The 19,655-nt window shown below is 34.5% G+C and carries 25 protein-coding genes and 1 riboswitch; of the genes, 21 read left to right on the top strand and 4 right to left on the bottom strand.

What is annotated here, in order from left to right; translation table 11 throughout:
- Window positions 1-181 precede the first annotated feature (181 nt).
- The 8 genes from comGA to gcvT all read left to right on the top strand — a co-directional run bounded on the left by comGA (window position 182) and on the right by gcvT (window position 5,540).
- Window positions 182-1,174, top strand: a complete 993-nt coding sequence (gene comGA, locus EYB29_RS04035; RefSeq protein WP_026866392.1) for a competence type IV pilus ATPase ComGA — start codon at window positions 182-184, stop codon at window positions 1,172-1,174.
- Window positions 1,134-2,192, top strand: coding sequence for a competence type IV pilus assembly protein ComGB (gene comGB, locus EYB29_RS04040; protein ID WP_026866391.1), 1,059 nt, complete (start codon window positions 1,134-1,136; stop codon window positions 2,190-2,192). Before comGA ends, comGB begins: the two co-directional genes overlap by 41 nt.
- 11 nt (window positions 2,193-2,203) lie before the next feature.
- The gene (gene comGC, locus EYB29_RS04045; RefSeq protein WP_026866390.1) at window positions 2,204-2,527 is read left to right on the top strand and encodes a competence type IV pilus major pilin ComGC; all 324 of its coding nucleotides are present in this window, start codon (window positions 2,204-2,206) and stop codon (window positions 2,525-2,527) included.
- On the top strand, window positions 2,505-2,936 hold the full coding sequence (comGD, locus tag EYB29_RS04050; protein WP_084145707.1) for a competence type IV pilus minor pilin ComGD: 432 nt from the start codon (window positions 2,505-2,507) through the stop codon (window positions 2,934-2,936). Before comGC ends, comGD begins: the two co-directional genes overlap by 23 nt.
- A complete protein-coding gene (locus tag EYB29_RS04055) occupies window positions 2,926-3,180 on the top strand; it encodes a hypothetical protein (RefSeq protein ID WP_026866388.1) in 255 nt (84 codons plus the stop codon). The genes comGD and EYB29_RS04055 overlap by 11 nt, the downstream gene beginning before the upstream one ends.
- Window positions 3,171-3,566 (top strand): competence type IV pilus minor pilin ComGF, encoded by a 396-nt coding sequence (locus EYB29_RS04060; RefSeq protein ID WP_156889137.1) that lies wholly within the window; start codon window positions 3,171-3,173, stop codon window positions 3,564-3,566. The genes EYB29_RS04055 and EYB29_RS04060 overlap by 10 nt, the downstream gene beginning before the upstream one ends.
- A 159-nt stretch (window positions 3,567-3,725) precedes the next feature.
- A complete protein-coding gene (locus tag EYB29_RS04065) occupies window positions 3,726-4,214 on the top strand; it encodes a shikimate kinase (RefSeq protein ID WP_026866386.1) in 489 nt (162 codons plus the stop codon).
- An 83-nt stretch (window positions 4,215-4,297) separates the two neighbouring features.
- Window positions 4,298-4,387: riboswitch (glycine riboswitch) on the top strand.
- Window positions 4,388-4,457: 70 nt separating this feature from the next.
- Entirely contained in the window at window positions 4,458-5,540 is a 1,083-nt protein-coding gene (gene gcvT, locus EYB29_RS04070) for a glycine cleavage system aminomethyltransferase GcvT (RefSeq protein ID WP_026866385.1), read from the top strand.
- Between the two features lie 60 nt (window positions 5,541-5,600).
- Here gcvT and EYB29_RS04075 read toward each other — a convergent pair whose 3' ends face one another.
- Genes EYB29_RS04075 through EYB29_RS04090 form a run of 4 tightly spaced genes read right to left on the bottom strand, consistent with a single transcriptional unit; the run spans window position 5,601 to window position 7,711 of the window.
- A complete protein-coding gene (locus EYB29_RS04075) occupies window positions 5,601-5,987 on the bottom strand; it encodes a rhodanese-like domain-containing protein (protein ID WP_026866384.1) in 387 nt (128 codons plus the stop codon).
- Window positions 5,988-6,012: 25 nt separating this feature from the next.
- Window positions 6,013-6,231, bottom strand: coding sequence for an SA1362 family protein (locus EYB29_RS04080; RefSeq protein WP_026866383.1), 219 nt, complete (start codon window positions 6,229-6,231; stop codon window positions 6,013-6,015).
- Window positions 6,231-7,136, bottom strand: coding sequence for a DUF1385 domain-containing protein (locus EYB29_RS04085; protein WP_026866382.1), 906 nt, complete (start codon window positions 7,134-7,136; stop codon window positions 6,231-6,233). The genes EYB29_RS04080 and EYB29_RS04085 overlap by 1 nt, the downstream gene beginning before the upstream one ends.
- A 14-nt stretch (window positions 7,137-7,150) precedes the next feature.
- A complete protein-coding gene (locus EYB29_RS04090; RefSeq protein ID WP_026866381.1) occupies window positions 7,151-7,711 on the bottom strand; it encodes a hypothetical protein in 561 nt (186 codons plus the stop codon).
- Window positions 7,712-7,826: 115 nt separating this feature from the next.
- On the opposite strand from EYB29_RS04090, the gene EYB29_RS04095 reads away from it, so the two are divergent.
- From EYB29_RS04095 to recN, 13 genes are all read left to right on the top strand, one after another.
- The gene (locus tag EYB29_RS04095; RefSeq protein ID WP_026866380.1) at window positions 7,827-8,885 is read left to right on the top strand and encodes a M24 family metallopeptidase; all 1,059 of its coding nucleotides are present in this window, start codon (window positions 7,827-7,829) and stop codon (window positions 8,883-8,885) included.
- A gap of 15 nt (window positions 8,886-8,900) precedes the next feature.
- A complete protein-coding gene (gene efp, locus EYB29_RS04100) occupies window positions 8,901-9,458 on the top strand; it encodes an elongation factor P (RefSeq protein ID WP_026866379.1) in 558 nt (185 codons plus the stop codon).
- A 100-nt stretch (window positions 9,459-9,558) separates the two neighbouring features.
- Complete coding sequence (accB, locus tag EYB29_RS04105; protein ID WP_026866378.1) at window positions 9,559-9,987, top strand: acetyl-CoA carboxylase biotin carboxyl carrier protein; 429 nt, start codon at window positions 9,559-9,561, stop codon at window positions 9,985-9,987.
- Window positions 9,987-11,333 (top strand): acetyl-CoA carboxylase biotin carboxylase subunit, encoded by a 1,347-nt coding sequence (accC, locus tag EYB29_RS04110; protein ID WP_026866377.1) that lies wholly within the window; start codon window positions 9,987-9,989, stop codon window positions 11,331-11,333. Before accB ends, accC begins: the two co-directional genes overlap by 1 nt.
- Before the next feature lie 122 nt (window positions 11,334-11,455).
- A complete protein-coding gene (locus tag EYB29_RS04115; protein ID WP_026866376.1) occupies window positions 11,456-11,806 on the top strand; it encodes an Asp23/Gls24 family envelope stress response protein in 351 nt (116 codons plus the stop codon).
- 25 nt (window positions 11,807-11,831) lie between these two features.
- Entirely contained in the window at window positions 11,832-12,215 is a 384-nt protein-coding gene (gene nusB, locus EYB29_RS04120; protein ID WP_166626651.1) for a transcription antitermination factor NusB, read from the top strand.
- A gap of 5 nt (window positions 12,216-12,220) precedes the next feature.
- Entirely contained in the window at window positions 12,221-13,567 is a 1,347-nt protein-coding gene (xseA, locus tag EYB29_RS04125; RefSeq protein WP_166626652.1) for an exodeoxyribonuclease VII large subunit, read from the top strand.
- Window positions 13,554-13,760, top strand: a complete 207-nt coding sequence (gene xseB / locus EYB29_RS04130) for an exodeoxyribonuclease VII small subunit (protein ID WP_026866373.1) — start codon at window positions 13,554-13,556, stop codon at window positions 13,758-13,760. Before xseA ends, xseB begins: the two co-directional genes overlap by 14 nt.
- The gene (locus EYB29_RS04135) at window positions 13,750-14,619 is read left to right on the top strand and encodes a polyprenyl synthetase family protein (RefSeq protein ID WP_166626653.1); all 870 of its coding nucleotides are present in this window, start codon (window positions 13,750-13,752) and stop codon (window positions 14,617-14,619) included. Before xseB ends, EYB29_RS04135 begins: the two co-directional genes overlap by 11 nt.
- A 91-nt stretch (window positions 14,620-14,710) precedes the next feature.
- Window positions 14,711-16,600 (top strand): 1-deoxy-D-xylulose-5-phosphate synthase, encoded by a 1,890-nt coding sequence (gene dxs, locus EYB29_RS04140; protein WP_166626654.1) that lies wholly within the window; start codon window positions 14,711-14,713, stop codon window positions 16,598-16,600.
- A complete protein-coding gene (locus EYB29_RS04145; RefSeq protein WP_166626655.1) occupies window positions 16,581-17,369 on the top strand; it encodes a TlyA family RNA methyltransferase in 789 nt (262 codons plus the stop codon). The genes dxs and EYB29_RS04145 overlap by 20 nt, the downstream gene beginning before the upstream one ends.
- An 88-nt stretch (window positions 17,370-17,457) precedes the next feature.
- Window positions 17,458-17,910 carry a transcriptional regulator AhrC/ArgR gene (gene ahrC, locus EYB29_RS04150; RefSeq protein WP_026866369.1) on the top strand — a complete coding sequence of 151 codons (453 nt, stop codon included), beginning with the start codon at window positions 17,458-17,460 and terminating at the stop codon, window positions 17,908-17,910.
- Between the two features lie 14 nt (window positions 17,911-17,924).
- Entirely contained in the window at window positions 17,925-19,589 is a 1,665-nt protein-coding gene (recN, locus tag EYB29_RS04155; RefSeq protein ID WP_166626656.1) for a DNA repair protein RecN, read from the top strand.
- Window positions 19,590-19,655: the final 66 nt, after the last annotated feature.

Raw genomic sequence — 19,655 nt, forward strand, 5'->3', positions numbered from 1 at the left:
TAAGTACTCGAATAAAGTAAATAGGAATTAAGCATCTTTCAATATTTTCTCTAGTCATTTAATTACAATTGTCAGTTAAACTGTGTAAAAAGTAAAGCGGTTTTATAAAGATTGTATTTAAGTGTCTGAAAAAAAGCAAATGAGCATTTTTTTCGTATATATAGGGTAGGAGGTGTATTTTATGAAATCTTTAGTTGAAAGTATTCTGACAGAAGCTCACACCCATTCAGCGAGTGATATACATATCACATTGGACGAGTCCGGTGGCACAGTAAAATTAAGAGTCAAAGGTCAGATGGTTCAATTGCAACTATTAGACGGTGATACGTTCAAGCGATTGATTAATTATTTAAAGTTTATTACAGAATTAGATATCAATGAACACAAAGTACCACAAAGCGGTCGAACAACAGTTCAATTAGAACATGGTGAAATCAGCGTCAGAATAAGCACCTTACCTATGACAATTCTAAGGGAGTCGGTTGTCATTAGAATTTTGAACAATAATGATCGTCAAACTTCAAGAGAATTATTTTATGATAAAAAGGATTATCTCTTTTTATCTGAGTATATGAAAAAGGCTCAGGGACTTATATTGTTTACTGGGCCAACTGGTTCAGGCAAAAGTACAGTGATGTACCGCTTGATTAAGGAAATTGCAGATGAAGGGTTAAAAGCCGTCATCAGTATTGAAGATCCTGTGGAATATGAAGTACCGGGGCTCGTTCAAGTTGAAATCAATGAAAAAGCAAAACTCGAATATGCGCCTTTAATCCGCGGTGTCTTACGCTGTGATCCGGATATTATTATGTTTGGAGAGATTAGAGATAAAACCATTGCTGAAGAGCTTATTAAAACAAGCTTGTCTGGTCATTTAGTACTGAGTACTTTTCATAGTAAAAGTGCGCTCGGCACACTAGTTAGACTTCAGGATTATGGCTTATTCAAAGAAGAATTGTCTGAGAGTATCTCTTTAATCGTAAATCAAAGGCTGATTCATACAGCAAAAAGAAGCTTTATTATTTGTGAATATATCGAAAGTAAAGATGTTGAGGATTTTTTGAAAGGTAAAACGGTTAAGTATGACACCCTAATAGATAAATTAGCACTTATCCATCAAGAAAGTGGAATGAATGATGAAGAATATCAATATTACCATCGGATCCTCCAATAAGTTAAAAAAGCACGATTCTCACTTTTTAATTAAACTCGGAGATTTACTGAGTAGCGGTTTTAACATGTACCAAGCTATGAAATTTTTACTTGAGCAATACGAGGTTTTAACAAAGAAAGATAGAGAGGGAATATTAAATTTACTAGAAGAAGGTGCATCAATATCAACTTTACTTAAGCGTTTAGGTTTTTCAAAATCAATTATCATGCAAGTATCGTTTGCTGAAATCCATGGTGAAATCATTGAAAATTTATATGAATCTGGTGCTTATTTACAGCGGAGGAGACAAACAAAAGAAAAGTTGATAAAGGCGATTCAGTATCCTTTAGTGCTCACAGGCATATTCATTATTATGTTGATCTTATTAAATTACACCGTAATTCCCCAATTTAATGAATTATATACAGCCATGCAGGCTGAAAAATCATTTTTAGTTAATATATTAACTCTGGTTTTAAAATATCTTCCACACGTTGTTTTATTTATTGTGGGACTCCTTCTCATTTTTATTATATATATCTGGTTTGTATTCAAGCTAAAAAATACTAAAATGGCAGTTTCAATTCTACTTAAAATTCCTCTTGTAAAAACTTATTTTAAATACTATATAACATATCGATTTTCTAGAGAATTTGGCTATTTTCTAAATAATGGTCTTGAAGTAAAGGAAATCATCCTTTTATTTAAGACTCAAACTATTAATCGATATCTCTCTTTTACAGCTAATGTAATAGAAAAAGAACTATTAATTGGAAATACACTTGGTAAGTCCATAGAATCTATACCACTCTTAGATCATAGGCTGAGTATCTTCGTGAATCACGGAGAGTATAACAGTAATGTTGGTAAAGAACTAATTATCTATAGTGAATACACATTAGAAAATATCATTCTTAAAATTGAAAAAATGACACAGAAAATTCAACCGATAATATTTTTAATTCTAGGGCTCTTGATCATCTGTTTATACCTCGTAATCGTTATGCCAATCTTTAATATGTTATCTACAATATCTTAGGAGGAAATAAAATGAGACGTGCATTTATAAGAAGATTTAAAGATCAAGAAGATGGATTTACTTTAATTGAAATGTTATTAGTATTGCTTGTTATCTCGGTTCTGATTATTTTAATCATTCCCAATATCGCTGCACAGAGTCGTAATGTACAAGACACAGGTTGTGATGCTCAAGTTAAAATGGTGCAAAGTCAAATAGAAGCCTATACTTTAAATGAAGGATCGCCGCCGACCAGTGTAGATACACTTGTGCCGACTTATCTGTCTACAGATCAAATCAGTTGCCAAAACGGTGACTCTATTACAATTACTAATGGCACAGCTGTCCGTTCATAAGGGATTTACAATGGTGGAGATGCTGATGACCTTAATGGTCGTCAGCATTCTAGTATCTTTATCTTTCGGTAGTCTACCAAAATACAAGGTCAAGTCGGTTGATGACGAATTGTTAAATATGAGCTACCTATTAGAAGGGACTCAGATGAAGGCACAGGCTGAGTCCAGTTCATTTACAGTAAATTTTGATAGGAAAAACAATAAAATTATTGTAAGAGACGCAAAGAGAAACGAAGTGAATGGCTATAAATTGGATATCTGTAAACTGCAAAATTACGGATTAGAGCAGTTCTCCTATAATACTTTAGGTGATACTACAGCTTTTGGCACAGTTTATATGATATGTGATAAGAAAAATGTCAAAATCGTGATGCAGATTCAAAAGGGGAGGTTTAGAATTGAAAAATGATGGTTTCTTACTTTTTGACAGCATACTATCCTTAGTCATCTTTAGCACCTTATTAATGCTAATACCTGCTATTTTACATATTCAAAAAATAGATGACGATAGCCAAAACCAAGTCGAGTTTTACAGACACCTTTATATTAAAAGTTTATTAATGGAAGAGGATGAATTTATAAACTATGCAAAGAATGAACATAAAATAAATGAAATAAAGTGTAAAGAAAAATTAAGTGATTTATGTCCATGAAGGGATTTAGCTATGTCGAATTATTATTATCACTGATGGTGATTACTTTAATTACATTCACATTACCTCAATTACTGACAACCTTAAACAATATTAAATTGCATGAAGATAATTATGACTTCGATGTCTTCATACTAGATATTGGAAACACATACCAATCAACAGACGATATTGAAGTTAACAATAGTAAGAGCGTTAACTTTATAAGTGATAACAGAATTGTAAGTTACCATTTTTCCGCTAACAGAATCATTAAAAGTATAGATAACAGTGGTTTTGTTACCCTTATGTATAATGTTAAAAATTTTGACGTCGAAGAATCTAAGTCGAGTATTGTCATAAATATAGAAGGTGTACAAAATGAAAAACTTGAATTTAAACGCTAAAGGATTTTTTAGTTTATCAGTATACTTTGTACTTATTTATTTAATCGGTGTATATTATTATTATTATGAAAGATTTCAATTAATTCTTAATATTCGTATGAATCTAATCGAAATTTACGTCAATCAAATCAGTAAGTTAATATATTAAGGGGTTTTAGAATGATTTTAATCGGTTTTATGGGTTCTGGAAAAACAACGATTGGTAACGCTTTGGCTGATACACTCAATAAAGAATTAGTGGACTTAGACGATGTTATACCAAAACTTGCAAACAAGAGTATACCTGAAATCTTTAAAGCATCTGGAGAAAAAACATTTAGAGAATATGAATATAAAGCACTCAGTTTAAATTTAAGAGAAGATATAATCCTTTCAACTGGTGGGGGTATTGTCTCTTTTGATCAGTCTTTTGAATTATTAAAAAAGCAAAATAATTTAAAAATATTCTTCTTGAATGCGCCATTTGATGACATGTATGAAAGAATTTATAATGACAAAACACGTCCCTTAGGTAATCAAGAAAAGGAAAAAGTAAAAGCCTTATATGAATCTAGACTTGATAAATATAGAGCACTTTGTGATCATGAAATCTCTACAGATAAGTCTATTGATGAAACAGTTGATATTATTCTAGCTAATTTGTATTGAATGCTTATCTAATAAGCTTTGCAGCTTGCAAAGATGAATAAAATATGAGTATAATGAATACGGATTCAATAATATACAGACGATTGAAAAACATTGGAGAGTGCATAAAAATGCCGCCGAAGGAGCAAGCCACTACTGGTGAATCTCTCAGGCAAAAGGACAGTGTTTGGACGTCATCCTGAAGAGATTTTCAACAGGCCAGCATTAAACTGACCTGTTATTTTATTTAAGGAGGATTTTTGAATGAGTGAATTGAAGAGAACACCTTTAAATGAATACTATCATGAACAAGGTGCAAAGCTAGTTGATTTTGGTGGTTGGGAAATGCCTGTACAATTCTCAAGTATCAAAGAAGAACATACTGCAGTGAGAGAAGATATCGGTATTTTTGATGTAAGTCACATGGGTGAAATCCGCGTGACTGGTGAAGATGCTGAAGCATTCTTAAACTACACACTTACAAATGACGTTACTAAGCTAACAGACGTTAAAGCTCAATATACGACAATCACAAATGAAAATGGTGGCGTAATTGATGACTTAGTCATTTATAAACTTGGTGACAATGAATATCTTCTTATTCCAAACGCAGGTAACACTGATGGAGATTTTGAATGGTTGAAATCTGTAGAAGGTTACAATGTAACTGTAGAAAATGTTTCTAGTGAATATGGTCAACTTGCTGTACAAGGACCTAATGCTAGAGCTTTAGTACAGAAATTTACTGATTCAGATCTATCTGAACTTAAAATGTTCAATTTCATTAAAGATGGAAAAGTAGATGGTAAAGAAGTAATTATTTCACAAAGTGGTTACACTGGTGAAGATGGTTTTGAACTTTATTGCAAACCCGAAGATACACTAGCATTATGGAATCTTTTTGTTGAAAATGGTGCAGTTGAATGTGGTCTGGGTGCGAGAGATACACTTCGTCTTGAAGCTGGTCTACCATTACATGGTCAAGACTTAACACCTGAAATATCACCAATTGAAGCACGTATTGGTTTTGCCGTTAAAGTAGATAAGGGAGATTTCATCGGACAAAGTGTCTTGAAAGACCAAAAAGAAAACGGTGCACCACGTCGTCTTTCTGCTTTTGAGTTAACAGACAAAGGTATTGCTCGTACTGACTATGAAGTTTTCGATAAAGAAGGCAACAAAGTTGGATATGTTACAAGTGGTACACAGTCACCAACAAGTAAACGTTCAATTGGCTTTGCTTTAGTTGATACTGACTTCTACGAATTGGATAAGGAATTTGTTGTTCAAGTTCGTAAAAAAGAAGTACCTGCTAAATTTGTAAAATCACCATTCCACAAAAACTAATATATTATCTTTGTATAGTATTTATAAAAAATCCAGCGATTTTTAATCGCTGGATTTTTCTTATTTAGTCTTAGATTTGATTTTACCCGTCCATTTGGCGATACCTTGTTTTAAAATATTGATATCCTTATGACCATCTTTTTTCAACATACGTGCTGCTCTTAGTGCTGTTCTTCCGTTTTGATCGTACAGAAAAACTGGTTGATCTTTACGAATGCCACCTTTTTTCATTTGGAAGGTAGAAAGGGGAATATTTCTTGCACCAAGAATATGACCATGGTTAAATTTATCTTTTTCTCTTAAATCAATCAATTGAACCTTTCTTAGATCTTTACCAAATTCTTCTTCAGATAACATGTTCACACCACGCATGCTAATATAAGCATTGATAACAAGCGCGATGATAATAACTGCTAAGATAATTAATGCAATAATCCAACTTTCCACTTTAAACTCTCCTTAAAATCTATATTTATTTTTTCTTTCTTCTTCTCTTTGCCTGTCTAAGGGCTTTTCTATATTTCCTTTGATCTTCAGTTAAGATGAAGAAATAGTAAATGCCATACAAGACCAAACCTAATACTAATAGGAATATGAGTGAACTAACAATCATGCTTAAGACAGCATCTAAATTCATCAAAAGACCGATAGCAGCAATAGCGAGAATGATAATTAAAATGGCTCTTTTCATTATTTTTCACTCCTTAATAGGTGATTAAAAGAATGTATCGCAACATCAACCTGATCATCTTTAGGGTTTTTAGTTGTTAAATATTGTAACCATAATCCTGGTTGCCCTAAATATTTTAACACAGGTACGCTACGCAATTTATTTGTTATCTGTAAAACCTCAAAAGACAAACCGAGTACAACGGGAATGAGAAGAATTCGGTTAATTATTCTTACATGAAAGGGTTCCATCGGAACGAACATATAAATCACAAAGCCAACAAGTACAGTAAATAATATAAAAGAACTACCACATCTATAATGAAGTCGTGATTGCTTTTGTACATTTTCTACTGTCAATTCTAAGTCATTTTCATAACAGTTAATGACCTTATGTTCTGCACCGTGATATTGAAAGAGTCTTTTTACCATTGGGGTCAATGATAAGAGATAGATATAACCGAGTAAAATGATGAGTTTAATTAATGTTTCTAAGAATACTTGACCAAATTTACCAGTAATTACACCTGAAAATACTTCTGCAATAAAGACCGGTACTAGAGTGAGTACAAATTTTGCAAATAAGAAAGTGAGAATTGCAATAATTGCTGTAGTAATCGCAACTTTAGCTGTACTTGTATTATTTTTTTCAGACTCTATTTTGTAGTCGTCTTTAGGGTCACGTTCATAGCGATCTGTTGCAAAGTCCATCGGCTTCATACCGTATACGACTGCCTCAAAAATCGCAACAATACCTCTTATAAAAGGGATTTTTTTCAGTTTAATTAAATTTTTGTTCTTGGGTCTTGGCATATCAAAGTATTCAATTTCACCAGTCGTGCGTCTGATCGCTGTTGCAATATGATCTGTAGACTGGAACATGACACCTTCTGGTACTGCCTGACCACCATAAATATTTTTAGTCATCTAAGCCATCCCTCTTATAGGTATTCAGTTGCCTGTTTAAGTTGATTGACGGCAGTGTCTAAAAGCTCAACATCGTCACTGGCAATTGCATCTGCTATATCAGTAACTGCCTCATCAATCTCTTCATTAGCAAGTACAATATTTTCATTTTCTCTTTCTAATACATCTGTTAATTCTAGGTCACTGACTGAATCATCAAAAGTTTCAATTGTTTCTTTAATTGAATCCCGAACTTTTACCACTTCTCCAGCTTTTACTTCCTCATCATTACGATAAGTCAAAATAAAAGCATCGAGTTTTTCTAAGTCTTCGGTCAAACGATTACTATAAGTCTCAACAATGCTAACATATTGCTCGACATTAGGGTTATCCATGTCGCGTTCAAAATTCGCGATATCTGTATCCAGGTTTTCTAAATGTAAGGATAATTGTTGGTTTCTGACTTGCTCAGTTTGTAATAGACTTTCGAGTTCACTTTTATATTCTTCTTGTTCTTGTAAAGATTCTTCTGGACTGTTAGCTGAACATCCTGCTAGAAGCAGAAAAAATGCAGCCGCAGTGAGGCTTTTTTTCATTGCACATTCTCCTATATATCATTAGACTATTCTAACATGTTAGCGTTAAAATATAAAAAGAAAATGAAATGGAAATTATTTTAATGTAAGATGTAAAGGAAAGGGTGACTGGGAAATGATCAAATTTGACAAAGTTCAAGCTTTAATTGAAAGAGAAAATCTCGATGCATTAATCATTATGAGTGACCATAACAGAAGGTATTTAAGCCGATTTACTGGTTCAAGCGGTGCCTTGGTCATTACGAGTAATCAGCGTTACTTACTCTCTGATTTTAGATATAATGTACAAGCTCAACAAGAGGCGACTGAATTTGAATTTGTCTTACAAGAAAAGGGTCTATTAGAATCTATTGTAAACTTACTTAATGAAACAGGTGCAAAAAGAGTCGGTTTTGAAGGGGAACATGTAAATTATAATACATACAAACTACTAAATGATTCCTTTGAGCTCATTGCACTGACTGGTGAAATCGAAGAAATACGTATGATTAAAAATTCAGAAGAGCTGAAATTAATTAAAGAAGCATGTAGGATTGCAGATCAATCTTATGAACACATTTTAACTTTTGTACAACCAGGTATGACGGAGTTGGAAGTTAAAAATGAACTTGAAGCGCATATGACTAAACTTGGTGCAAGTGGACCGAGCTTTGATACGATTGTTGCAAGCGGATATAGAGGTGCTTTACCGCATGGTGTCGCTTCTGATAAAGTAATTGAGTCAGGTGATATGGTCACACTAGATTTTGGTGCATACTATAAAGGCTATGCATCAGATATTACTCGTAGTTTTGGTGTCGGCGCTGTTTCTCCTGAAATGGAAAACATATATAATATTGTATTAGAGTCTCAGCTAAAGGCTTTAGCTGAAATTAAAGCGGGTATGACAGGTAAGGAAGCCGATTCAATTTCAAGAGACGTTATCAGTGCTAATGGATATGGCAAAAACTTCGGTCATTCACTTGGCCATAGTTTTGGACTAGAAGTACATGAACAACCTGGATTATCACAAAAGAGTAATACAGTGTTAAAACCGGGAATGTGTATTACTATAGAACCTGGTATCTATGTAGATGGCCTCGGTGGCGTCCGTATTGAAGATGACGCAGTAGTGACCGAAAATGGTCTAGAAAAATTAACACATAGCAGAAAAGAATTATTTATAATTGAATAGCATAGGAGGAATATTATGATTTCAGTAAACGATTTTAAAACAGGTTTAACAATTGAAACAGACGGAGGAATATGGAAAGTTTTAGACTTCCAACACGTAAAACCAGGTAAAGGTGCTGCCTTTGTACGTAGTAAGCTCAAAAACCTACGAACTGGTGCAACACAAGAGAAAACATTTAGAGCTGGTGAAAAAGTAGCTCGTGCTCAAATAGATAACAATAAAATGCAGTACCTATATGCAGATGGCGATTCACATGTATTTATGGATAACAACACATATGATCAACTTGAAATCCCTGCAGACCAATTAGAACATGAATTAAACTACCTAAAAGAGAATATGTCTGTTTCAATTATGATGTATGAAGGTGAAACACTTGGGGTAGAGCTACCTAAAACTGTTGAACTTGAAGTAGTCGAAACAGAGCCTGGCATCAAAGGTGACACGGCAAGTGGTGCTTCAAAATCAGCGACACTTGAAACTGGTGTGACGCTACAAGTCCCACTCTTTGTTAACCAAGGGGACGTGTTAGTCGTTAACACAGAAGAAGGGTCATACGTTTCTAGAGCATAAAAAAATTAAGAGCAGTTTTCCCTGCTCTTAAAATTAACTTGAATTGGTACGACCACCGGTGTAGAATATTTAACATATTATTTTATGGGAGAGTTTACGAATGAATTTAGAACAAGTCGATTCTTTAATCGAAAAAATGGAACGTGCGTCACTTACTGAAATTTCATATAAAGATAAAGACGTGGATATAAAACTTAAAAGAGAGCTGACACCGACTCAGGTACAAAGCCCACAAATAGTTCAAACTCCAAAACAAGAAGTTACAACATCCAGCAGTACACAGCCTGTAGATGAAGGAATAACTATAAAGGCTCCGATGGTAGGAACATTTTATAAATCACCATCACCTGAAGCAGATGCTTACGTTAAAGTTGGAGACAAAGTTTCAAGCTCTTCAGTCGTTTGTATTTTAGAGGCTATGAAACTATTTAATGAAATACAGGCAGAAGTATCCGGTGAAATTGTTGAGATTTTAGTAGATGATGGAGAAATGGTTGAATACAATCAACCATTATTCAGATTGAAATGATAAAAAAAGTATTAATTGCAAACCGTGGAGAAATTGCGGTCAGAATTATTCGTGCTTGTCACGAATTAGGTATTGATACTGTTAGTATTTATTCAGAAGCAGATGAGGATAGTTTACACCGGAAACTAGCTACAGAATCATACTGCATCGGACCTAAATTATCGAAGGATAGTTATCTAGACATGATAGGTATTATCACTATTGCGCAGTCAACAGGATGTGATGCAATACATCCTGGTTACGGGTTCTTAGCTGAAAATAGCGATTTTGCGGAAATGTGTGAGACATCCAATTTAATATTTATAGGACCAATGTCTGAAACTATTTCATTAATGGGTGTTAAAGATGTCGCTAAACAAACTATGATAGAAGCAAATGTACCGACTGTACCAGGTAGTGACGGCGTCGTAAAATCATTAGAAGATGCTTATTCTATTGCAGATGACATCGGTTATCCAATAATTATTAAAGCGAGCTATGGCGGTGGCGGTAAAGGTATACGTGTTGCAAGGAACAGAGATGAACTTACACAAAATTATAAGCTGACAGAACAAGAGGCTGAAAGTGCGTTCGGTAATAAGAGTTTATACATCGAGAAATTTATTGAGAACTTTAGGCACGTTGAGATTCAGGTCCTAGGTGACTATCATGGTAATGTTGTCCATCTAGGTGAAAGGGATTGTACCGTTCAAAGAAGGATGCAAAAACTTGTTGAAGAAGCACCAAGTCCCGTAATCAGTGAAAAAACTCGTCAAGAGATGGGTGAAACTGCTGTACGTGCAGCTAAAAGTATCGATTATATTGGTGCTGGAACAATAGAGTTTATATACGATTTAAACGATCATAAATTCTATTTTATGGAAATGAACACGCGTATACAAGTTGAGCACCCAGTCACAGAAATGATTACAGGTGTCGATCTTGTCAAAGCACAAATACAAGTTGCGATGCACGAACCCCTCCCATTCAAACAAAGTGATATTAACTTTGAAGGTCATGCTTTTGAATTTAGAGTGAATGCAGAGAATCCTCATAAAAACTTTATGCCTTCTGCAGGTAAGATCACAGAGTTCTTACAACCTGGTGGTTTTGGTGTAAGGATGGATACAGCCTCTTATTCAGGTTATGTGATTCCACCTTTCTATGACTCAATGATTGCAAAACTTATCGTCCATGGAAAAGACCGTGACGCTGCCTTAAGTATTGCACGTAGAGCTTTAAAAGAATTTACAATTGGTGGGATTGATACAACAATTCCATTTCACCAAAATCTTTTAGAGAACCAGTCATTTATAGATAATAATTACAATACTAACTTCTTAGTAGAAGAAGACATTATGAAATAAATACTATAATCAAAATGAAAATCGGACGTATATTACAAAACGTAGTGTGCGTCCGATTTTAATGTCAAACTATTTTTATAAGCAGAAATGTCATGGTATAATATTGATGTGAGGTGATCATAATGATTTTAGAAAATCATAGTACAGCTTTAGGCAATATTGAAATTTCTAGTGAAGTGATAGAAGTAATTGCCAGCATCGCAGTAGAAGAGACTAAAGGTGTTCACTCATTGCAAAATAACTTTGCCAGTGGTAATATCGAAAAGATTGGTAAGAAGTTTCGAGGCCGCGGTGTCAGGGTTGAAACAAAAGATGACAAAATTCATATCTCTATCTATGTTGTTTTATCGACTGACCGAAATGTGCATAACGTGGCTGAACGCATCCAAAACAATGTTAAACAGACAGTAAATGATATGTTAGAAGTGACTGTCAATGAAGTAAACGTGCACATTGTCAACATTATAAAATAGTATACAGATAGGTTTAGGTGTAAGCATGAAAAGACATGAACAAAGACAAAAGGCATTCCAATTACTTTTTCAAACGGACAAAGATATTGTAGATTTAACGAATGCTAAATATTATGAAATATATCAGAGTGAGATGTTTATAAAAGCCATAGTAGATTATTATTTCGCAAATGATGAAAGTATAAATGGTAAGATTTCATCCAGCCTAACTGGATATACGATCGACCGAATATCTAAAGTAGAACGCAATATCTTACGTATCGCAATCAGTGAGTTGGAAGTTCATGATTCACCTGTAAAAGTCGTTATTGATGAAGCTGTCAGACTTGCAAAAAATTACGGAGATAAGGATAGTCATCGTTTTGTAAATGGTGTACTTAAGAACTTTGCCGTACAAAATGAAGGGTAAGTTATATGGATAGTAATAAGTATTTAACTGTTCAATCTTTAACAAAATATATTAAATATAAATTTGACAAAGACCCGTATTTACAACGGGTCTTTCTTAAAGGTGAGCTATCGAATGTAAAGCACCATTCAAATGGTCACATCTACTTTTCAGTTAAAGATGACGCATCAGTAATCAATGCAGTTATGTTTAGATATGATGCAGAAAAACTAGATTTTAAAGCGGAAGAAGGACAAAACGTCTTACTTTCTGGAAACATCACAATCTATGAAAAAAGAGGGCAGTATCAGCTATATGTCAAGGAAATGCAGATTGATGGTGTCGGACAATTATTTTTAAAGCTTGAAGAGAATAAAAAGTACCTAGAGGAGAAAGGGTATTTTAAAGCGGACTTAAAAAAAACAATTCCAAGATTTCCAGAACATATTGCAATTGTTTCTTCAAGTACGAGTGCAGCCATTAAAGATATGATTACGACATTGACAAGACGATATCCTCTCGTCAAAGTGTCGCTCTACAATACATATGTTCAGGGTGGTCTTAGTAAACAGAGTGTTATTAATAATTTAATGGCAGCAGATAAACTCGGTGTAGATACAATTATTCTTGCCCGTGGTGGCGGATCAATTGAAGATTTGTGGACTTTTAATGAGTTGGACGTTGCCATGACCGTTGCTAATTTAAAAACTCCTATTATCACCGGAGTCGGTCATGAAACAGACTTTACACTCGTCGATTTTGTGAGTGACCTAAGAGCACCAACACCGACGGCTGCTGCAGAACAAGCTGTACCAAATCAAAGAGATTTACAGGTTAAATTAGAAGAGTTTAATCGACAGACGACGTATCAATTAAAAAATAAAATCTCCACTGATAGAAAACAACTAGAGAATCTTGCATCATATTATAAGTTTAAGAACCCTAATTTACTGTACATTGAACAGACTGAAAAACTACATGACTTCAATAAGAATATAGAGCGTTCGATGGTCAAGCAACTAACCCTATTTAAACACCAGCTGGACCGCTTAAATACTAGCTTATCTTATATGAGTCCGTCACCGAGTATTAATAAGTATCAGCAGGACTTAAATCGTTATCGTGATGGACTTTATCGTGGTGTTAGAAAAGTTCATAGACAAAAAACGGAGTCCTTAAATAATAATATTCAAGTTTTAGAGTCTGTCAGTCCGACACAGATACTAAAAAGAGGCTATTCTTTTACAACATTTAATAATAAAATTGTCTCAGATGCAAAGGAATTAAATAAGGGCGATTTTGTAGATATATCATTTAGTACCGGCAGTGTGACCGCCGAAGTTATAGAGGTGAATGAAGATGACAAAAAATGAAGCAACCTTCGAAATGAAAATGACACGACTTGAAGAAATCGTAAAATCTCTAGATGAAGATGGTTTATCTTTAGAAAAGTCACTTGAACTCTATCAGGAAGGTATCAAGCTTTCCAAAGAATGTGATGATATTCTTAAAAATGCAGAATTAAAAGTAGAAGAGCTAGTTGGAGATTCAGAAGATGAAGAATAAATATATAGATGAAGTAAAACAAAATATATTAGCTCATCTCGAATACTCCAAACACTCAACAACTATATTTGATGCGAGTCGATATTCCATTGAAGCAGGGGGAAAAGGTCTACGTGCGACACTCTTATTTACTGTGTTAGACGCGCTTGGCGAAACGCCTATGAAAGGCTTAAGTGCTGCTTCTGCTATCGAGATGATTCACACATATTCACTTATTCATGATGACCTACCAGCCATGGATAACGATGACTTAAGACGCGGTAAACCAACCAATCATATCGTTTTTGGTGAAGCGACAGCGATATTAGCAGGTGATAATCTACTAAATGAAAGTTTCAATGTCATTAGTAAAGATGAGTCATTATCTGCTGAAGTGAGAATCAAATTAATTGAGACAATCTCAACTGCCAGTGGTCAGTCCGGCATGATAAGCGGTCAGATGTTAGATATTGAAGCAGAAGAGAAGATTACTTCATTAGAAGAATTAGAAATTATACATTCCTTTAAAACCGGTGCTCTAATAAAAGCGCCAGTCCTTTCTGCATGTATCATCGCTAATGCAAGTGAATCAGTTAGTTTACAACTTGAACGATTTAGTGAAATTATCGGTGTGCTCTTTCAAATTAAAGACGATATTCTAGATATAGAGGGACAGGTTGAACTCACAGGTAAGAATTCTGGTTCAGATGTTAAAAAAGGTAAGGTTACTTATGTGAGTGAACTTGGATTAGATGGTGCGAAGTCGGCATTAGCAGAAAAAGTTGACCAGGCTAATATGATACTTGAAACTTTAGAAAGAGACATTTCCATAGAGGGATTAAGACAAATTGTCTCTATATTTGCTGACAGAAACCAATGATAATTCATAGGTATATGAATTATCATTTTTCTTTTTGGGAGTACTATATAGTGTTATAATGAGTAATAGTAAATTTAAAGGTGGTTGCTATATGAATATATATAGTATTGAAGAGCCTTCATTTCTGAAAAACTTAAATGATAAGGAGCTCGAAGAACTTGCAAGTGATATTAGGGAATTCCTAATAGAATCATGTGCAATTACAGGCGGCCACATCGGAGCAAACTTAGGTGTTGTTGAATTAACAATTGCCCTTCATAAGTACTTTGATTCGCCAACTGACAAACTGATTTTCGATGTCGGACATCAGGCATATATACACAAGATCCTAACAGGTAGAATCGATAAGTTTCCTACACTTCGTCAATACGAAGGCTTATGTGGTTTTCCTAAAATGCGAGAAAGTGAACATGATGTATGGGAAGCGGGCCATTCATCAACGTCCTTATCTGCAGCGATGGGATTTGCCAAAGCGAGAGATATTAAAAGTGAAAACAGTCATGTCGTCCCAATTATTGGTGATGGTGCTTTAACTGGCGGTATGGCTTTAGAAGCATTAAATCATATCGGTAGTGATAAGACGAATATGACGATTATTTTAAATGATAATGAAATGAGTATTGCACCAAATGTTGGTGCCTTACACAACATGCTTGGACGCATGCGTACGAATACACAGTATAATAAATTAAAACACGGTGCTGAAGGTTTTATCGAGAAATTACCACAAGTTGGAACGACTTTAAGAGATTTAGCAGACCGCGTAAAAGATAGTACTAAGTACATGTTTGTTGATGGCGTCTTCTTTGAAGAACTGGGCATTAAATACATTGGTCCAGTCGATGGTCACAGTTTCGAAGACTTAGGTGCCGCAATTAAAACTTCAAAAGAGTATGATGGCCCCGTTATCATTCACGTGATTACTAAAAAAGGTAAAGGGTACCACCCAGCTGAACATGATAAGTTAGGTGTTTGGCACGGCTTAGGTCCATATAAGATGGAAACTGGAGAAGTGCTTGGTAAAAAGGAAACGGAGTCTTGGAGTGGCTTTATGTCCAACACTGTCTTAGAGCATGCAAAAAAAGATGAACGTATTGTTGCCTTAACGCCTGCTATGCCTGTTGGTAGTAAACTTACTAAGTTCCAAAATGAATTACCAGAACGTTTCTTTGACGTTGGTATCGCTGAACAACATGCTTTAACTATGGCAGGTGGTTTAGCTGCAGCAGGCTTAAAACCATATCTAGCGATTTATTCGACCTTTTTACAGCGCGGTTACGACCAGCTTTTACATGATGTTGACCGTCAAAACTTAGACGTTTTAATTGGTATAGACCGTAGTGGTTTAGTTGGTGCAGATGGTGAAACACACCAAGGCGTCTTTGATATTAGCTTCATTACACCATTACCAAATATTACGTTAATGATGCCTAGAGATGAGATAGAAGCTGCAGCCATGATTGATTTATCATTCAACACTAATGGTCCTATGGCAATTAGGTATCCTAGAGGTAATGTCCTTGGTTTAGATCCAAGTGAAGAAAGAGCGCCAATTAAATACGGTAGTTGGGAAGTGTTAGAAGAAGGAAATGATATTGTTTTAATTTCCTACGGCCCAACTTTACAGATGCTCACTGAAGCAGCGACAACACTTAAAGACCTTGGAATTAATGCTAAAGTTATTAATGCTAGATTCATTAAGCCTTTAGATTTTGACTGCTTAGATCAATTAGGTGCCAACAGCATGCCAATCTTTGTTATTGAAGAAGCAATGCTGACAGGTGGTTTAGGTTCTATGATTGCATCATATTTTACTGATAATAAGTATAGAAATACTATTCAAAGATTAGGTATTGATAACGAATATATTGAACATGGTGATGTTGATCTACTACTCAATGATATCGGAATCAGTGTTGAAAATATCGTAAATAAAAGTCGTCGTATTGTTGAGGATAGTCATGAAAAAAATGCGAACTGATGAGTATATTTTTGAACATTTTAATATCGGCTCATTAACAGACATCCAGCGTATGATTATGGCGGGAAAAGTATTAAATAATAATGAGTTAGTCTATAAAGCTTCTGATAAGTTAGATCCCGCTAAAGCAAATATTAGATTTAAAAATGTTAAAGAGTATGTGTCTCGTGGTGGTTTGAAGTTACAACATGCAATTCGTCATTTTAATATCGATTTAAACAATAAAATCATGTTGGACATTGGATCATCTACGGGTGGTTTTACGGATTGTGGATTGAAGCACGGGGCTTCATATATCTATGCTGTGGATGTAGGTACAAATCAACTGGATTATAGCCTTAGAATAGATGAACGTGTTAAGGTCATGGAACAGACTAACTTTAAAGATACAGATATTAATGATTTCACTCGTTTACCTGAATTGATTACTATTGATGTTTCCTTTACTTCTATTGTTCCAATTCTTAGACATATTGAAGTGTTGTTTAAACATGATTATAGTATTGTCGCCTTAATTAAGCCCCAGTTTGAGAGTTATCTTGAAGAGCGAGAAGCGCATGGGATTATAACGAATTTAGAGACCCATGAAAGTGTTATAAATCGGGTGATTGATGAAGCGAACAAGATTGGTTTATATGCGTATTCACTTGACAAATCACCGATTAAAGGTACCAAAGGTAATGTAGAATATTTATGCTACCTTAGCAATGTAGATATAAATAATAATCAAGTCAGAACAGAAGACATCACTACTATTGTTAATAGTTGATGTCTTCTGTTTTTGCTTTCCAAGAATATAAACTTATGATAATATGATGTATAAATATACACATGATTTTAACCAAGGGGGATATTCAATGTCGAACAAGTCAATCAGGCAAATAAAGATTAGAGAAATTATTACTAACAACAAAATTGAAACACAGGAAGAGCTTGTAGATAAGTTAAATGAACACAAGTTCAATGTTACACAAGCAACTGTCTCAAGAGATATCAAGGAATTGCAGTTAATTAAAGTACCATCTCCAGGCGGAGAATATGTATACAGTATGCCTAAGGATAGACAGTATCATCCACTAGAAAAGCTCGGTCGATATCTAATGGATAGTTTCGTTAAGTTGGATTTTACTGGTAACTTACTTGTCTTAAAAACCTTACCAGGTAATGCACAATCAATTGGTGCGATTATCGATCAACTAGAGTGGGAAGAGGTCGTTGGTACGATTTGTGGCGATGACACATGCTTACTCATTTGTAGAGATGAAGAATCACAGCAATTAATTAAAGATCGAATTTTTAATCTCATTTAATTGGAGTGTTGAATGTGTTACTAAGACTCAGTGTGCAGAACTTTGCTGTATTAGAAAATATAGAAGTTGATTTTTCAAAGGGCATGACAGTATTGACGGGGGAATCTGGTGCCGGAAAATCAAAAATTATTGAAGCGATCGGATACTTAGAGGGGAAACGTGCATCTCAAGAAGATATCAGGCATGGAAAGTCCGGTGCTGTCATTGAGGGTGTATTTGATTTTCCAAGTAATGAAAAATTAAATCAATTATTAGCTGACTCAAGTATTGAAGAAGATGAGTTGTATATTGTTCGTAGAGAAATTATGACGAATAGTAAAAGCTTGATTAAAATAAATAATAAGATGATCACTTTAAATCAGCTTAAAAACATTATGGAACATGTTTTATCCATACATTCTCAATCCACACATAGAGAAGTGTTAGATAAGTCCGAGCAGTTGGATTACTTGGATCGATATATTGGTTTAGTCAAGGAGGATATTTTCACAACATATACTCATGATTACCAAGCTTATCAATCTGTAAAGTCTCGTAAGGAAGAGTTAGAATATAAAGATAGAAATAGACTGACACAACTTGAATTGTTAAAGCATCAATATAGTGAACTATCAACATTAGAATTAAAAGAGGACGAAGAGACAGAACTAGAAAATGAGCTTGAGTTTTTATCGAACTATGAAAATATTAATGACGCATTAAATCAGATTAAGTCCTTACTTGTCAGTGAATATCCACCTCAAGGTATGCTTTACGATATCAATCAGTCGTTAGAAACGATTACTCGTTATGATGAGTCATACATTTCTTATAAAGATACATTGACAGATGCATATTACCTACTGACAGAGTTGAATTCACAAGTATCAAATGATTTGTCATCACTCGATTATGACAGTGACCGTTTAAATGCAATCCAATCGAGATTAAATCAAATTAATCAATTAAAGAGAAAATATACTAAAACATTTGAAGGATTGTTAGAATTTCAAACGCAATTAAAATCAGATATTGATGATTTAGAGAATATTTCACAGTCATTTGATCGACTTCAAAAAGAAGAAAAAATGCTTTACGACAAGATGGAAGCATCAGCAGAACGATTGCATCAATATCGATGGGACAGAAAACATTTTCTTGAAAGTAAATTAAGACATGAATTGTCAGAGCTTGAAATGCCAGATGTACAGTTTGAAATCAATTTAAAAGAATCACAATTTAATCCTTTAGGATACACAGACGCTGAATTCTTGATCGCAGTCAATAAAGGTGAACCACTAAAACCGTTGAATAAAATTGCATCCGGTGGGGAAGTGTCCCGTGTAAGTTTAGCGATTAAAACGATTTTCTCTGACTTCGAACATGATTCACTTATAATATTTGATGAAATAGATACTGGAGTGAGTGGTCAAGTTGCTGCGCGTATGGTAGAAAAGATGAAGTTGTTGAGTAAGCAAAGACAAGTACTCGCTATTTCACACTTACCACAAGCCGCTGCAACTGCAGATTTCCTCCTTCACGTAGAGAAATCTAATGTCGATGACAGAACACAATCTACAGCATCTTATTTAACTGAAGAGGAGAAAGTCGAAGAAATTGCACGTATGATTAGTGGATCTAAGATCACAGAAGCTGCACGTTTGAATGCAGAAGAATTGCTGAGAACTGGAAAAGAATAAGTTTCTTCCTAAATAGAAGAGGGTGGAAATCTAAAAATTAGATTTCCACCCTCTTTATTATTTACG

Source organism: Jeotgalicoccus sp. S0W5, from assembly GCF_011634875.1.
Taxonomy (GTDB): domain Bacteria; phylum Bacillota; class Bacilli; order Staphylococcales; family Salinicoccaceae; genus Jeotgalicoccus; species Jeotgalicoccus marinus.